The organism is Filomicrobium sp. (assembly GCF_025698805.1).
GTDB classification, from domain to species: domain Bacteria; phylum Pseudomonadota; class Alphaproteobacteria; order Rhizobiales; family Hyphomicrobiaceae; genus Filomicrobium; species Filomicrobium insigne.
Genome location: NZ_JAILWT010000002.1, coordinates 428,379 through 442,372, shown reverse-complemented (window position 1 = coordinate 442,372; position 13,994 = coordinate 428,379). Strand labels below are relative to the sequence as shown.

Here is a 13,994-nt window from a genome sequence, read left to right as displayed (position 1 = left end):
ACCTCCAACCCGTCACGGAAATCCCGTCCTCCCTCTCACTCTCTTCTTCCGGCCCTTCCATTATCCCGCTGCGCTCGATCGGCGGCAAAGAGAATGCGTTCGGCCTCTCGGATGCTCCCGGTCCGGCGCGCGGCCTCCGCCCAAACCGAGATCGGAAACAGGCCCTCGAATAGGGGTCGCCTCAGAAAACGGAAAAAATCGTACGCTAAGCCGGTTGCAGCGGCCGTAGCGGCCTGAACTTGCCCGCGCCGATCTTGGCGCTGCTGCGCCAGAGGTAATCGCCGGTCAGGTTGATGTGTTCCCAGCCGAGCGGCGACAGGTACTGCAACAGCGCCTCATCGACGGCATGACCGTTACCGCGCAGCGCATGCGCCGCCCGTTCCAGATAAACCGTATTCCACAGCACGATGGCTGCCGTCACCAGATTGAGGCCGCTGGCCCGGTAGCGCTGCTGCTCGAAACTGCGGTCGCGGATTTCACCCAGGCGGTTGAAGAAAACGGCACGAGCCAGCGCGTTGCGGGCTTCGCCCTTATTCAGCCCGGCATGTACGCGGCGGCGCAGCTCGACGCTTTGCAGCCAGTCGAGGATGAACAGCGTGCGTTCAATGCGGCCCAGCTCACGCAAGGCCACGGCCAGGCCGTTCTGGCGCGGATAGCTCCCGAGCTTGCGTAGCATCAGCGAGGCCGTCACCGTACCCTGCTTGATCGAGGTGGCCAGCCGCAGGATTTCATCCCAATGGGCGCGGACGTGCTTGATGTTGAGCGCGCCGCCGATCATCGGCTTCAACGCCTCGTAGGTGGTATCGCCCTTCGGTATGTAGAGCTTGGTGTCGCCCAGGTCACGGATGCGCGGCGCGAAGCGGAAGCCCAAGAGGTGCATCAGGGCGAAGACGTGATCGGTGAAGCCTGCCGTATCGGTGTAGTGCTCCTCGATGCGCAGGTCGGATTCGTGGTACAGCAGGCCGTCGAGCACGTAGGTCGAGTCGCGAACTCCGACGTTCACGACCTTGGTGTGGAACGGCGCGTACTGGTCGGAGATGTGGGTATAGAACGTCCGTCCTGGGCTGCTGCCGTATTTCGGATTGATGTGGCCAGTGCTCTCGGCCTTGCTGCCGGTGCGGAAGTTCTGACCATCCGACGACGACGTGGTGCCGTCGCCCCAATGCTCGGCGAAGGGATGCCGGAGCTGCGCGTTGACCAGCTCAGCCAGCGCCGTCGAGTAGGTTTCATCACGGATGTGCCAGGCTTGCAGCCAGGCGAGCTTGGCATAGGTCGTACCGGGGCAGGATTCGGCCATCTTGGTCAGGCCGAGATTGATCGCGTCGGCCAAAATGGTGGTCAACAGCAGATTCTTGTCCTTGGCCAAGTCGCCCGATTTCAGGTGCGCGAAGTGACGGGTGAATCCCGTCCATTCGTCCACCTCCAACAGCAATTCGGTGATCTTGACGTGCGGCAGAATCATCGCCGTCTGGTCGATTAGTGCCTGCGCGGTATCGGGCACCGCCGCATCGAGTGGCGTGATTTTCAGGCCCGACTCCGTGATGATGGCGTCCGGCAACTCGTTGGCCAGCGCCATGCGGTTAACGGTGGCGAGCTGCGTTTCCAGCAGCGTCAGCCGTTCATGCAGGTACTGGTCGCAGTCGGTAGCCACGGCCAGCGGCAATTCGCTGGCCTGCTTGAGGCTGGCGAATTTCGCGGGCGGCACCAGGTAGTCCTCGAAGTCCTTGAACTGGCGGGAGCCTTGCACCCAGATGTCGCCGGAAAGCAGCGCGTTCTTCATCTCCGACAACGCGCACAGCTCGTAGTAGCGCCGGTCGATGCCGGTGTCGGTCATGACCAGCTTCTGCCAGCGCGGCTTGATGAAGTCGGTCGGCGCATCGGCGGGCACCTTGCGGGCGTTGTCGCTGTTCATGCCGCGCAGCACCTCGATGGCGTCGAGCACGTCCTTGGCGGCGGGTGCGGCCCGCAGCTTGAGCACGGCGAGGAATTCCGGCGCGTAGCGGCGCAGCGTGGCATAGCTCTCGCCGATGCGGTGCAGGAAATCGAAGTCCTCGGGCTGAGCGAGTTTTTGCGCCTCGGTGACGCTCTCGGCAAAAGCGTCCCATGACATGACGGCTTCGATGGCGGCGAACGGATCACGGCCCGCTTGCTTGGCCTCGATTAGCGCCTGGCCGATGCGTCCGAACAGTCGAACCTTGGCGTTGATCGCCTTGCCGGATGCCTGGAACTGCTGCTGATGCTTGTTCTTGGCGGCGTTGAACAGCTTGCCCAGGATACGATCATGCAGATCGATGATTTCATCGGTGACGGTTGCCATGCCCTCGATGGCGAGCGCCACCAGGGTCGCGTAGCGCCGCTGTGGCTCGAACTTGCCCAGGTCAGCGGGCGTCATCTGGCCGCCCTCGCGGGCGATCTTGAGCAGCCGGTTTTGATGAACCAACCGCTCGATGCCGGAAGGCAGGTCGAGCGCCTGCCACGCCTTGAGGCGTTCAATGTGTTCCAGCATGTGCCGCGAGTTCGGCTTTGCGGGTGATTGGCGCAGCCAGGCCAGCCAGGTCGTCTTGCCGTTGTCCCGGCGCTTGAGCAGATCGTCGAGGCGGCGGCGATGCGCGTCCGAAAGCGGTTCGGACAAGGCATCGTAGATGCGCCGGTTGGCGCGGGTGATGGCCTCGGCACAGACGCGCTCGACAACATCCAACGTCGGCAAGATGATGCGCCGATGCCGCAGGACATCGAGGACGCTGCTGGCCAGCACGATGCCCTTGTCGGTCTGCAAGGCCAACTCGGTCGTGACATGGACAGCCTGCCGATAGTGCGCCAGACCGAACGACTCCATGCCCAGATACGCGCGCAGTTCGAGCAGGTGTTCGCGCCGGGTTTCCTCCCGCTCGGCATACTGCGGCCAGCATGCCGGGTCGAGCCGCAGTTGCCGTCCGATCCATTGCAGCAGGGGCATCGGCACCGCGGCGCCGGGCAGCAGGCCTTGACCGGGGAAACGCAGTAGGCACATCTGCACCGCGACCCCCAGACGGTTCGCCTCGCCGCGCCGCTGACGGATCAGTGACAGGTCGGGTTCGCTGAACGTGTAGTGGCGGATGAGTTCGTCTTGGGTATCGGGCAACGCCAACAGACTGTCGCGCTCGGCGGTGGAAAGGATCGAACGGCGTGGCATGGCTACCTTTCCGTTCTCAGGTACTGATACAAAGTTTCGCGGCTGACGCCGAACTCGCGGGCAAGCTGCGCCTTCTTTTCGCCAGCAGCGGCCCGCCGTCGCAACTCGACCACCCGTTCCGGCGCAAGCGCCTTTTTCCGGCCCCGGTAAGCCCCGCGCTGCTTGGCGAGCGCGATGCCTTCGCGCTGCCGCTCGCGGATCAGGGCGCGCTCGAACTCGGCGAACGCGCCCATCACCGAGAGCATCAGATTCGCCATCGGCGAGTCCTCGCCGGTAAAGGTCAGGTGCTCCTTGACGAACTCGATGCACACGCCGCGTTGGGTGAGGCTCTGCACCAGGCGGCGCAGATCGTCCAGGTTGCGGGCCAGGCGGTCCATGCTGTGCACCACCACCGTGTCACCCTCGCGCACGAACCCGAGCAGCGCGTCGAGCTGCGGACGCTGCGTGTCCTTGCCTGACGCCTTGTCGGTGAACACCTTGTCCACCTGGACCTGTTCCAGTTGCCGTTCCGGATTCTGATCGAAGCTACTGACGCGGACGTAGCCGATGCGATGCCCCTGCAAGATGCCTCCCGAGCTGAAAGTGTCAGGTAGAAATCTATGGCCTTGCGCGGCATACGTCAATTAATTGCAATCGCGGTTCTATTCTGACACTTCCATTGGGCTACCCTGACATCCGGTTAGGGTATGCCTTATCTTGACATAGCCCGTTTCAAAGTGTCGGCTCGTAATATGAGTTGCAGTTTATATGCGTAGCAACTAATATACTGCTATGAAATTTCACGAACACAACCAAGAGCAGATCATTCCCGCACTCAAGGTGCTCGGTGAGCCGAACCGCCTGCGTATCCTGTACGGGCTCGGCCTCGAATGCCGTCCGGTGACGGACATCATCAACGCGACGGGCCTGGCGCAAACCAATGTCTCGTTCCACTTGCGCGTGCTGCGCGAGGCGGGATTCGTTCGTGCCGAGCGGCGCGGAGCGTTCATCTATTACTGCCTCGCCGACCCGGAACTGCTGCGCATCCTGTATGACCTGATGCGTTGGCTGGACGCGCGTCAGACGCCGGTCGCGGGACTGTCCGATCAATCCAGCCACCCAGCCGACCCCAAATCGGCGTTGGCAGAAGCCGAGGAGGTGTAATCATGTGGCCTTATGGACCGTGGGGATGGTTTCCTTTCATGTGGATATTTCCGCTGATCTTCCTGGTCGTGATGTTGATCTTCCTCTTCCGCGGCGGCCGCGGAGGCGGGGGTGGGCCGATGTGCGGCGGGTGGGGAATACGTGATGAAGGAATGCGTGACAAAAAAGAAAACGCAAAAGAGATTCTCGACCGGCGTTACGCCCGTGGGGAAATCAGCCGGGAGGAGTATCAGCAAATGAAGAAGGAACTCGAATGATGATTCAGGATCGATTGTTTCCGGCCACGGGGATGCCCGACAGGAACTGGTGGCATGCCTTATGGCCCGACCCCGATGGCGTCGTCAGGGCCTTGCGCATCGAGCCTGGAATGACGGTCGTTGACCTGGGCTGTGGATATGGTTACTTCACCGCCGCCATTGCCCGGCAGGTCGGGCCGGGGCGAGTTGTCGGATTCGACCTCGATCCGAACATGCTGGAGCAGGCGCAAGCAGCTTGCGAAGGGATGGCGAACTGCGACTGGCTGCACGGCGACGCCATGGAACTGAGCCGCCTGCTTGGCGCACCGGCGGATTATGTCCTGATCGCGAACACCTTTCACGGCGTGCCGGACAAGGCGGCGCTGGCTCGTGAGGTCGCCGCCGCCCTAAAGCCGAACGGTCGCTTTGCCATCGTCAATTGGTATCCCCTCCCGCGCGAAGAAACGACCGTCCTGGGCCAGCCGCGAGGGCCGAGCACCGAACTGCGCATGTCGCCGGAGCAGACCCGCGCGGTGGTCGAGCCGGCTGGCTTCAAGCTGGAAACCTTGGTCGAGTTGCCGCCCTTCCATTATGGGGCAATCTTCGTCCGCGCGAACTGATTCAGAACAGGAGTGAACCATGGCCCACAATCACGACGAAATCATCGAACACTACAACCGCTTTCACGCAGCCGTCTACGGTCCCGAGGGCGCATTGGACCGGAAGACCCGTCACTTGATCTGTCTCGGGGCGGCACTGGGTGCAGGCTGCGAATTCTGCACGAAATACGCCCTTGGCGTGTTGCGGGAACTCCAGGCCAGCGACGCCGAGATCGACGAGGCGATCAGCGTCGCCATGACCGTGGGTGCGAGCAACCCGAGGCTGCTGGCCAAGAAAGTCCGGGCTGAAAATCCATAGCGACGGCAGAGCCAATCGAGTCATTCACCAGGAGACCAACATGGAACCGAAAGACCAGGACGCCAAAGCAAGCGGCGAATCGCAGCCCGGGCAAGGCGGTGGATTCAATCCGATGGGCATGATGAAAAAGATGATGGAGAAAATGATGTCCGGCATGATGACGCCGGAGGATATGCCGCGCATGATGCAAACCATGATGGACAGCATGTTCAAGGAAATGAGGACCGAGGATCGAGTGGACTTCATGCAGAACATGATGCCGCGCTGCATCTCCATGATGTTCTCGGAACTGGATCCCGAGGCGCGCCGGACACTGGCCGAGGCGATGCTTCAGCGCATGATGGACGAGCTGAAGGGGCAGCGCGATGCCGCCGCTCCAAGTGCTGGCCCCGCCGAAGGCGCTGCCCCTGCTGCCGGGCCCGCCAAGGAGTAATTACCTGAGCACGGGTGTAGCAGGTAACACCAGACTTTTCTCCGGCATCATCGACAGCCTGCCCTTGCGCGGGCTGTTTGCAGCATGGGGCTGAGGATAGCTTAGCGTACGATTTTTTCCGTTTTCTGAGACGACCCCGAATAGGATGTCGCGTTCGATGCCGAGGCCGAGCGGCAGGCGCACCGCGGTCATCTCGGCGAGGCTGAACGAGCCCAGCTCCGGCTCGCCGAGATCGGCTAGGCCGAACAAGGTGTCGCCATCCTCGTCGAGCTCGGTGGCGAGCCAGACGCCTTCGCCGAGCGGATTGAAGAACTTGACCACGGGCATGTGGTCGACGTCGCGCCGCCGGCCGTTGGCGAGAAGCTGCCCGCGCAGCTCGGGCGTGAGGAGGATCATGCCGCCCTCCTGTCGATCGCCAGATCGGCCGAGACCTCTGCGCCATCAGCCGGCACGAAGCCGAGCAGCCAGTCGGCCGCCTTGCTCGCCTGGGATGCAGCTCGCACGATCGCCCGGTTGTCCTCGCGCAGGACCTCCAGCCACGAGCCGATATAGTCGGCGTGGCGGACGGTCGGTACGATGCCGAGCGAGGCGCAGCAGAAGGCCGCGTTCATCTCGGCCACCAGCTCCTCGAACGCGTATTTCTTGGTGCCGAAGCCGCCGGTCAGGTCGCGGCCGAGACGGGACGGATGGCCCGTGGCGTGGCCGAGCTCGTGCAGCGCGGTGCGGTGCCAGTTGATCGGCTCGAAATAGGCCTGGGGTGGCGGGACCTGCACATAGTCGAGCGCCGGAGCGTAGAAGGCCCGATTGCCGCCGATGCGGAAGTCGATGCCGGTGGCGCGGATCAGCGCCTCGACCTGGGGCTCGATCAGGCCTGGCGGCGGTGGCGGCGCAACGGTCGCGATGTCGGTGGGAAGGTTTTCGCACTGCGCCGCGTTGAACACCGTGAACCGCTTCAGGAACGGGATTGCCTGGGCTTCGTCGCCAGTATCGCGGGCACGGCGCTTCTCGTCGTCCGGCACGAAGCGGTCGGCATAGACGACGGTCGTGCCGCGCTCGCCCTTGCGGACATTGCCGCCGAGCGCCAGCGCCTGGCGAAAGGTGAGCCAGCTCTGGCCGGGAAAGCCATGTTCGACGACGGAGCCCCACAGGATGAGGACATTGATTCCCGAATAGTGCCGACCGGTGGCGGCGTTCCTCGGCATGGCGAGCGGCGCCTTCGCCGCCGCCGTGCCCCACGGCTGGACCCACGGGATACGACCGGCCTCCAGCTCGGTGATGATCTTGTCCGTGATTTCGTCATAGAGGCTCGCCCGGTCCTGGCCGGCGCGAGCGGGTGCTGTTCTTCTGGACATCGCGGATCTCCGCGACGGGCGCCGGAAGCCTCTCTCCCAGCCCTCAACCCGTCACGGCGAACCCGGTCCGCACTCTCACTCTAGGGGGCGTTGCGGGGTCTCCCCGCAGAAGGGGTCGGCCGAGACCAAAGGCTCGGCCGCAGGGGAAGGCTTTCCCCCACAAGGACAGATACCAAGACTGTCTATTCGTAGGGCGTCAACGTGCCGACAATGCTTGCGTGGAGCGTTGGCCGGCCCGTCGAGGAAGAAGGCGAGATATTCGGCGAACGAGCCAAGTTCGGCATTCTCCTCGCCAACGGGCGCGCGGGTGAAAATTTCCGAGGCGGTCGCGAGCAGCCGATCATAAGGCCGCGGATGAATGGCGAAACGGGGGAGAGCGGGTAGCAGCCGGCGTCATGAGGTGAGTGCGACATGCCCGGGCACTCCATGCCGGATGAACATGTATGCGGCGGCTTCGAAGAAAATGAGGTATCGCAGTCTGACGATCATCAAAGCAGAGAACTCGATGTCGCGCTCGCCATCCACCAGGCTTTGCATGGACATCATGTCCTCCTGGCTCGGCATTACCGGGAAGCTCGGATGGGAATGCCATTCACCGAGATAGTTGAAGCGCTTGAAATCTGATCCCGTCTTCCGAAAGAAGGTTTCGAGGGCTTCGGCATGATGGTCGGGGCTGCGGACGAAGTGAGCGGCCGTTCCGCTCATGGCGTCGACGGAGAAATCGACGATGCGGAAATGGTCCGGTGCGACTTGCTCACCCATTAGGATGCCGCCGATTTCGCGCCTGCCGGCTCGCCTCAGGCAGGTGCGAAAGCGGGCTCGTTGGTCACTTGGAAGACTGATCGTGACCATTGAACGCCGAGGGTAGGAGTTCTCGAAGCAATTCCAGGCTCTCGGCCGCCGACGCGGAGTCTTGCTCGACCTTCCAAGGTTCAGAACCGGCGAGTTGAATGGGCCAGGTCTCGAACGGATCGGAGAAGATCCATGCTCGGCGTAGGCCGACAGCGTAGGCCGGAGCGGGGAACGCACTTTCGTTGGGTTGAATGAGGACGTCCGTTGCGAAACGCGCCAAGTGTCCCGCGATGATTGCAACTTCAGCATCGTCGGCCACGAGCGGTGGCGCACCATCTCCCACCGCAGCAGCGTAGGGTGCGGCAAAGCCCGCGAGCGGAGCAGGAATGCCATGCGCTTCGCACCAACCGTTGATCTGGTTGCGCGCGAGGTGGGGTTCGGGTTCGTGACCTGATCGAACGCGTGCCACGAGGCCGCCAATGCCGCCCGCAAACACTTCGCCCCATACGAGGGGTTTCAGGCTCCCCTTTGCGACCGCGGCGCAAAAGTTGAAACAATGGGCGTCGGCGGTTGCGTCGATAATGAGGTCGCAGGTCTGCAGCGCCGACATCACGGAGTCGGTGGAATCTGCGCTTTCCTGCCCACCCAGCGCCACGCGCCGCACTGTGATGTCGATCGTCCCTGCGATCTCCGTGAGCCGGGCCTTCAGTGCATCGACCTTATGAACACCGATCGCCGGAGCGCCGAGCTCGTTTCGGACGATGTTGGCCGCAAACAAAACGTCGTCATCAACAAGCGTGAACTGGCGCACGCCCGAGCGCGCGAGCATGGCGGCTACCTTGGACCCCAGCGAGCCGCAGCCGACGACGCCGACGCGTTTGGTCGCGAGAACAGCATAATTGTCCGGGAGCCGAGTGCCTGCGCCGACGTTGACGATCCGCGAGCGCCCGAAGTGGCGCTTCTGACTACCATCATAGGCATAGAAGTGCGCTATATCGGTCCCGGATATCAACACCAGGTCCATCTCGCCGGTCGCGGCCAATGCCTGCTCACGCATCGTCGCGAACCCGAGATCACCGAGCAGGGTTGCGATGCTGTCTTGCGTCGCAGTTGGCATCGGTGTTCCGACCGGGAGGCGAATCGCGTGGCCCCGCTTAGTCGTCTCCCGAATTCCTGGGGGCCAGGCGCGCGTGTCGGTGGCGCCGTCGAACTCGGCGATCGTCACGGTGAACGTTTCGCCGTGGTACTTCTCCGCCACGCCGATCTCGACGGATTGGCCAGGTTCGATCGCTTTCAGCCGCTCCTCGAGCGATGACGTCAGCAGGAACCGGAAATACGAGCCACGGACGCTTTGACCGATCGAAACGGAATGCGCCGAGGGCAATTCGGGACCCTCGCCATCACGTTCACCGGCAATCAGCCGATGAGCGCTCTCGATCATCATGGCTCCGGTGACCGTGGTCTCCCAGTTGTCGGCGCGATGTTCCAGGCACAGGTTTCCGCCGGCGCCGTACTGATGACTCGACAATCGACTGCCATCGCGCGGGACGACGATAGGCGGGGCGTTGGGATGAAATTCGGCATAGGTCATCGTGAGCGGGACGCCCTGGCCGTCGTGGTCGATCTCAAAGTCAACGGCGAGCGCGGCGCTATTTGACAGATACCATCGAACGTTCCCGAGCCAGCTCACGCGTTCGGCGAGCTCGGCGACGCCCTGACGTTCGGATCGGGCCCGTGCCGGATTTTCGAGCCACCATATCATCCCGCGCCGCCGAACCCCTGCGGTTTCGTTGGAACGCGACTCCTGTCGGGAAAGGATAGACCCGCACTTGCCGGCGCGACTGATGCGGTTTTCAGGAGCGTGGGGCGCGCCGGCGGCTGGCGACGGCGTGCTGCCCGATCGGCCAGCGAACCGCCGACACCTCGTCCCACGGTTTGGGTGATAAGCGTCCTGTCATTCGAACCCGCGGCTTGAGCAAATTCCGACCTGGCCTTCTGCAACCACTCGTAAAAAGCCTTGGCCCGCTCGGGATGCTCTGCCCATTTGTCGGCGAAATTTTCCAAGGGGTCGGTCGGGTTCGGAATCCAATACTGGTTGTTGTGCCAGAGTATATGCTTGTCCATGCCGGTCAGAATCGCGACCAGTGCCTGGCCGATCGTTTCCTCGCCATTGTAGGAATGTGCCGCAAGGGTGGTGATAATCACGGATATCGGCCGTTCCTCCTTCCGGTGCTCGAAGCTGTGATCGCGGTGGCGTTTCAGGATCATGATGGCGGCCTGCAATGGCGTGCGCACCTTGTAGTCCGGGATCTCCTCGACGCTGGCCCGTGTGCTCTCCGCCAGCATGCGCTTGCGCCGTTCCAGGGCAGCGGCCATCCGGCTTTTAAACCACTCGCTGTAGCCCTTCGGGTTCGAGCGCGGCCAATCGTCTGTGACGGCAGTGTAGGTCGGGCATTCGTTGTCGGTGATGGCAATCGCCGTCGCGGTCCACCGCGCATCGAGGCCCCGGGCCTCCAGGAGGATGCGGGCGCTTTGACCATTGGGGACCGAAGGCACCACGTCCATGTGGAACTGCGCGCCGTCGGCATAATCCAGAACCCAGCAACGACGGCCCTCGCGCAGCGGTTTGCTCATGCTTTGCGCTTTGCGATACGCCTCGATCTCTGCACCGAGCAAGATCTTCAACTGCTGTTGGCTGAGGGATGCCTTGGACAGCTTCTGAAACTCGCAGACTGAGTCGATGTCGTATTCCTCGGCCTCGTTCGCGGGACGGATTGTCGTGCCGAGCCGAAACGACCCCTGCACGTAGACCTTCGGGCCGTATTGCCGGACGCTCGAAGCATCGCGATGAAGCCAATCTCCCAGGGACTTGTAGCTTCGTTCCGCCTGCTCGTAGCGGCTAGGTGGCACGCTCAGCTCCTCGGCGAGATCCTCCAGGAATTCCTCGCTCTCGCGGGTAAGGGTCTGCTGGTCCACAGGCGGCCTCCAAGTATGCCCAGGAGCCGCGTGTGGATTGCCGAACTGCGCGGTTGAGCTTTGAGGATAAAACGTGAACACTATACAGAGTCGGACCGGAACTTCACCATGGCAAAAACGCAAATCCCCCACAAAGTTCAGACCGCTCTTTGGGCCAAGGCCGGGGGACGCTGCGAATACCGGGGATGCAATGAGGAACTGATCGGCGACCTCATGGCCGGTCGCGAGGATGGGAAGTTCGGTTTCATCGCCCACATCGTAGCCGATAGCGCCGATGGGCCCCGCGGGGATCCGGTTCGCTCACCCGCGCTCGCAAAAGATCTGAACAACCTGATGCTGCTTTGCGCCAAGCACCATAAGGGCGTGGATGTCGATTATCTCGCGGATCATCCGGAAGATGTCCTTCTTGAGATGAAGGCGGAGCATGAGGATCGAATTGCGATCGTTACCGGCATGGCCCAAGAGCGCGCCGCGCACGTGCTCCGCTTTGCGGCCGATATTGGCCAGCGGGATGCACTGGTTTCAACCCGTTCGATCTTCATGGCCATGCCGCCCGACAGGCACCCCGCCGAAGGAAGAACGATCGATATCGAGCTGGTCGGAAGTGACTACGCTGATCACGAAGAGAGCTACTGGACTGTTCAGCAGGATAATCTCCGCCGCGTTTTCGGTCGCAAGGTGAAGGAGCGGATTGAGCAGAAAGAGATCAAACAGCTTAGTGTCTTCGCCTTGGCGCCGCAGCCGCTGCTCATCCAGCTAGGGCATCTCTTGGGAGACATCGTCCCGGTCACGGTCCACCAGCGGCATCGGGAGCCCGCGACCTGGCGCTGGCAGCCCGACCAACCTGCTATAAACTTCCGCGTTGAGGAATATTCGGGACCTGCAGCCGCAAACGTTGCGCTCAAGCTGGCGCTAAGCGCGACAGTGACGGACGATCGAATTCGCGCCGTACTCGGTGATGATACTGCTATCTGGTCTTTGACGGCGGAAAATCCGCACAACGACATTATGCGGCGGCCCGAGGATCTCGTGGAGTTCAAGCGTCACCTTCGGCGTCTGTTCGATCGGATCAAGGCGGTTCAGGGGGAACAGGCCACCATCAACGTTTTTCCGGCGCTCCCAACATCGGCAGCGGTTGAGGTTGGAAGGGTGTTGATGCCGAAGGCCGATTTACCGCTGCATATTTATGACCAAAACCGTTCCGTCGGCGGCTTCATCCCGACCTTGAAAATTGGCGAGTAGCGCGGACTGCCGCCTGCTTGGCAGGTTCTTGACCTAACGGGTGTCATGAGGGCTGGCCGGCCGTAGCCGTTCCGGTTGAAAACTGTCAGAAAACTGCGTATATTTCTGACAGGAGACATGGCCATGCAGCGCTTGACCGAACAGATTCTGGAGCATGCAACGCGGCTGCCGGAGGGCACGCCCCTCGCGGCTAAGAGTTTGCTTCACCTTGGCAATCGCGCCGCGGTGGACCAGGCCCTGTCGCGCCTGGCCGAGCGGGGACAACTGATCCGGGCCGGCCGTGGTGTTTACCTCCTGCCGGTCACGAGCCGGTTCGGGACCAGGGCGCCGTCGGTGGAGCAGGCGGTCGAGGCGCTCGCCGCCCAGCGTGGCGAAGTTATCGTCTCGAGCGGCGCCGCCGCCGCCAACAGCCTCGGACTTACGACGCAAGTGCCGGTCCGATCGGTTTATCTGACGTCGGGGCGCACCCGGAAGATGAGCCTTGGCAAGCAGACCGTCGAACTTCGCCACGCGCCTCGCTGGCAGCTCGCCATGCCACATCGGCCGGCGGGTCAGGCAGTGCGAGCACTCGCCTGGCTCGGGCCGGAGAAGGCCGAGGCGGCCCTCAAGACACTGAAGCGGAAGCTGCCGCCTGCCGCTTTCAGCGAGCTGGTAGCAGCGGCCCCTCAGCTTCCGACCTGGCTCGCGCGCAGCGTGGGGAAGGTCGCGCATGGCTGACGCCTTCCTGCTCCTTACGGCCGAGGATCGCCGGGAAGCCTTGGGCGTCGCTGCCGACCGCTCAGGCCGACCGGCGCACCTCCTTGAGAAGGATGCATGGGTGGTGTGGGCGCTGGCAACGCTCTACGGCTCGCCGCTCGGCGAACATCTCGTCTTCAAGGGCGGCACTTCGCTCTCCAAAGCCTATCGGGTCATCCGGCGGTTTTCCGAGGACGTCGATCTGACCTACGACATTCGCGCGCTCGCGCCCGACCTCGTCGGAGATAATGGCGAGGCGCTACCGAAGACACGAAGCGAGGAAAAGCGCTGGACGAGCGCGGTGCGCGAGCGTCTGCCGCAATGGGTGGCGGATTCCGTTCAGCCGGTCATCGCCGAGGCATTGGCGGCCGGACCGCTGTCTGCGGCGATCCGAGTCGAAAGTGAGAAGCTCTTCATCGACTATGAGGCGACGACAGCGGGCTCAGGCTATGTGGCGCCGAGCGTCATGCTCGAATTCGGCGCGCGCTCAACGGGCGAACCCGCGAGCATGCGTGATGTCGTGTGTGATGCGGCCGGTATGGTGGACGGTGTTGTCTTTCCTACTGCTCGGCCACGCGTGATGCATGCCGAGCGGACGTTCTGGGAGAAGGCGACCGCGATCCACGTCTTCTGCCTGCAGGAGCGCCTGCGTGGCGAACGCTTCGCTCGTCATTGGCATGACATTGTGCGGTTGGACGACGCTAGTCTAGCGCAAGCTGCGTTCGCCGATCGGGAGCTGGCGAACGCTGTCGCGCGTCACAAGGCGATGTTCTTCGCCGAGAAGGCGGCCGACCGCGCACCGATCGATTATGCAGCGGCAGTCAATGGAGGCCTTCACCTCGTGCCGGCGGGTGAGGCGCTGAAGGCGCTCAGCGTCGACTATGCCCACATGGTCGACGACGGTCTTCTTCTCGATGACGCCGAGTCTTTCGAGGCACTCATGGAACGATGCGCCGCGATTGCTGAGCGGGCCAATCGCGGCGACCAAGCATAAG

General features: G+C 62.8%; 16 protein-coding genes. 9 read left to right on the top strand and 7 right to left on the bottom strand.

Annotation, left to right across the window (positions count from 1 at the left end; all coding sequences use genetic code 11):
- Positions 1-205: 205 nt before the first annotated feature.
- Positions 206-3,172 carry a Tn3 family transposase gene (locus K5845_RS05805; protein ID WP_287958577.1) on the bottom strand — a complete coding sequence of 989 codons (2,967 nt, stop codon included), beginning with the start codon at positions 3,170-3,172 and terminating at the stop codon, positions 206-208.
- A gap of 2 nt (positions 3,173-3,174) precedes the next feature.
- Positions 3,175-3,735, bottom strand: coding sequence for a recombinase family protein (locus K5845_RS05800; RefSeq protein WP_287958576.1), 561 nt, complete (start codon positions 3,733-3,735; stop codon positions 3,175-3,177).
- 208 nt (positions 3,736-3,943) lie between these two features.
- Here K5845_RS05800 and K5845_RS05795 point away from each other — a divergent pair, with 208 nt between their 5' ends.
- From K5845_RS05795 to K5845_RS05775, 5 genes are read left to right on the top strand one after another with little or no spacing between them, the layout of a single operon-like run.
- A complete protein-coding gene (locus tag K5845_RS05795) occupies positions 3,944-4,315 on the top strand; it encodes an ArsR/SmtB family transcription factor (RefSeq protein WP_287958575.1) in 372 nt (123 codons plus the stop codon).
- A 2-nt stretch (positions 4,316-4,317) separates the two neighbouring features.
- Positions 4,318-4,572: an SHOCT domain-containing protein gene (locus K5845_RS05790; protein WP_287958574.1), complete on the top strand. Its 255-nt coding sequence runs from the start codon at positions 4,318-4,320 to the stop codon at positions 4,570-4,572.
- Positions 4,569-5,171: a class I SAM-dependent methyltransferase gene (locus K5845_RS05785; protein WP_287958573.1), complete on the top strand. Its 603-nt coding sequence runs from the start codon at positions 4,569-4,571 to the stop codon at positions 5,169-5,171. The genes K5845_RS05790 and K5845_RS05785 overlap by 4 nt, the downstream gene beginning before the upstream one ends.
- A gap of 19 nt (positions 5,172-5,190) precedes the next feature.
- Complete coding sequence (locus tag K5845_RS05780) at positions 5,191-5,469, top strand: carboxymuconolactone decarboxylase family protein (protein WP_287958572.1); 279 nt, start codon at positions 5,191-5,193, stop codon at positions 5,467-5,469.
- A 40-nt stretch (positions 5,470-5,509) separates the two neighbouring features.
- Positions 5,510-5,902, top strand: a complete 393-nt coding sequence (locus K5845_RS05775) for a hypothetical protein (RefSeq protein WP_287958571.1) — start codon at positions 5,510-5,512, stop codon at positions 5,900-5,902.
- On the opposite strand, the gene K5845_RS05770 is transcribed toward K5845_RS05775, so the two are convergent.
- Positions 5,903-6,298 carry a DUF2958 domain-containing protein gene (locus K5845_RS05770; protein ID WP_287958570.1) on the bottom strand — a complete coding sequence of 132 codons (396 nt, stop codon included), beginning with the start codon at positions 6,296-6,298 and terminating at the stop codon, positions 5,903-5,905.
- Complete coding sequence (locus K5845_RS05765) at positions 6,295-7,254, bottom strand: ArdC family protein (protein ID WP_287958569.1); 960 nt, start codon at positions 7,252-7,254, stop codon at positions 6,295-6,297. Before K5845_RS05765 ends, K5845_RS05770 begins: the two co-directional genes overlap by 4 nt.
- Before the next feature lie 201 nt (positions 7,255-7,455).
- Between K5845_RS05765 and K5845_RS05760 the strand changes: the two genes are divergently transcribed.
- Positions 7,456-7,638 (top strand): hypothetical protein, encoded by a 183-nt coding sequence (locus tag K5845_RS05760; RefSeq protein ID WP_287958568.1) that lies wholly within the window; start codon positions 7,456-7,458, stop codon positions 7,636-7,638.
- Positions 7,639-7,647: 9 nt separating this feature from the next.
- Here K5845_RS05760 and K5845_RS05755 read toward each other — a convergent pair whose 3' ends face one another.
- Genes K5845_RS05755 through K5845_RS05745 form a run of 3 tightly spaced genes read right to left on the bottom strand, consistent with a single transcriptional unit; the run spans position 7,648 to position 11,022 of the window.
- Positions 7,648-8,106: a Mov34/MPN/PAD-1 family protein gene (locus K5845_RS05755; RefSeq protein ID WP_287958567.1), complete on the bottom strand. Its 459-nt coding sequence runs from the start codon at positions 8,104-8,106 to the stop codon at positions 7,648-7,650.
- Entirely contained in the window at positions 8,081-9,808 is a 1,728-nt protein-coding gene (locus K5845_RS05750) for a ThiF family adenylyltransferase (protein WP_287958566.1), read from the bottom strand. The genes K5845_RS05755 and K5845_RS05750 overlap by 26 nt, the downstream gene beginning before the upstream one ends.
- Positions 9,805-11,022, bottom strand: coding sequence for a nucleotidyltransferase domain-containing protein (locus tag K5845_RS05745; protein WP_287958565.1), 1,218 nt, complete (start codon positions 11,020-11,022; stop codon positions 9,805-9,807). Before K5845_RS05745 ends, K5845_RS05750 begins: the two co-directional genes overlap by 4 nt.
- A 108-nt stretch (positions 11,023-11,130) precedes the next feature.
- Here K5845_RS05745 and K5845_RS05740 point away from each other — a divergent pair, with 108 nt between their 5' ends.
- The 3 genes from K5845_RS05740 (at position 11,131) to K5845_RS05730 (ending at position 13,993) form a co-directional block, all read left to right on the top strand.
- Positions 11,131-12,264, top strand: a complete 1,134-nt coding sequence (locus K5845_RS05740; protein ID WP_287958564.1) for an SAVED domain-containing protein — start codon at positions 11,131-11,133, stop codon at positions 12,262-12,264.
- 123 nt (positions 12,265-12,387) lie between these two features.
- Positions 12,388-12,981 carry a DUF6088 family protein gene (locus tag K5845_RS05735; RefSeq protein WP_287958563.1) on the top strand — a complete coding sequence of 198 codons (594 nt, stop codon included), beginning with the start codon at positions 12,388-12,390 and terminating at the stop codon, positions 12,979-12,981.
- Positions 12,974-13,993, top strand: a complete 1,020-nt coding sequence (locus K5845_RS05730; RefSeq protein WP_287958562.1) for a nucleotidyl transferase AbiEii/AbiGii toxin family protein — start codon at positions 12,974-12,976, stop codon at positions 13,991-13,993. Before K5845_RS05735 ends, K5845_RS05730 begins: the two co-directional genes overlap by 8 nt.
- Position 13,994 lies beyond the last annotated feature (1 nt).

Excerpts from the sequence above, each read along its gene's own strand:
- K5845_RS05765 (WP_287958569.1), bottom strand. The coding sequence starts at position 7,254 with ATGTCCAGAAGAACAGCACCCGCTCGCGCCGGCCAGGACCGGGCGAGC.
- K5845_RS05805 (WP_287958577.1), bottom strand. The coding sequence starts at position 3,172 with ATGCCACGCCGTTCGATCCTTTCCACCGCCGAGCGCGACAGTCTGTTG.
- K5845_RS05775 (WP_287958571.1), top strand. The coding sequence starts at position 5,510 with ATGGAACCGAAAGACCAGGACGCCAAAGCAAGCGGCGAATCGCAGCCC.
- K5845_RS05780 (WP_287958572.1), top strand. The coding sequence starts at position 5,191 with ATGGCCCACAATCACGACGAAATCATCGAACACTACAACCGCTTTCAC.
- K5845_RS05795 (WP_287958575.1), top strand. The coding sequence starts at position 3,944 with ATGAAATTTCACGAACACAACCAAGAGCAGATCATTCCCGCACTCAAG.
- K5845_RS05730 (WP_287958562.1), top strand. The coding sequence starts at position 12,974 with ATGGCTGACGCCTTCCTGCTCCTTACGGCCGAGGATCGCCGGGAAGCC.
- K5845_RS05785 (WP_287958573.1), top strand. The coding sequence starts at position 4,569 with ATGATGATTCAGGATCGATTGTTTCCGGCCACGGGGATGCCCGACAGG.
- K5845_RS05790 (WP_287958574.1), top strand. The coding sequence starts at position 4,318 with ATGTGGCCTTATGGACCGTGGGGATGGTTTCCTTTCATGTGGATATTT.
- K5845_RS05735 (WP_287958563.1), top strand. The coding sequence starts at position 12,388 with ATGCAGCGCTTGACCGAACAGATTCTGGAGCATGCAACGCGGCTGCCG.
- K5845_RS05770 (WP_287958570.1), bottom strand. The coding sequence starts at position 6,298 with ATGATCCTCCTCACGCCCGAGCTGCGCGGGCAGCTTCTCGCCAACGGC.
- K5845_RS05755 (WP_287958567.1), bottom strand. The coding sequence starts at position 8,106 with ATGGTCACGATCAGTCTTCCAAGTGACCAACGAGCCCGCTTTCGCACC.
- K5845_RS05740 (WP_287958564.1), top strand. The coding sequence starts at position 11,131 with ATGGCAAAAACGCAAATCCCCCACAAAGTTCAGACCGCTCTTTGGGCC.
- K5845_RS05750 (WP_287958566.1), bottom strand. The coding sequence starts at position 9,808 with ATGATATGGTGGCTCGAAAATCCGGCACGGGCCCGATCCGAACGTCAG.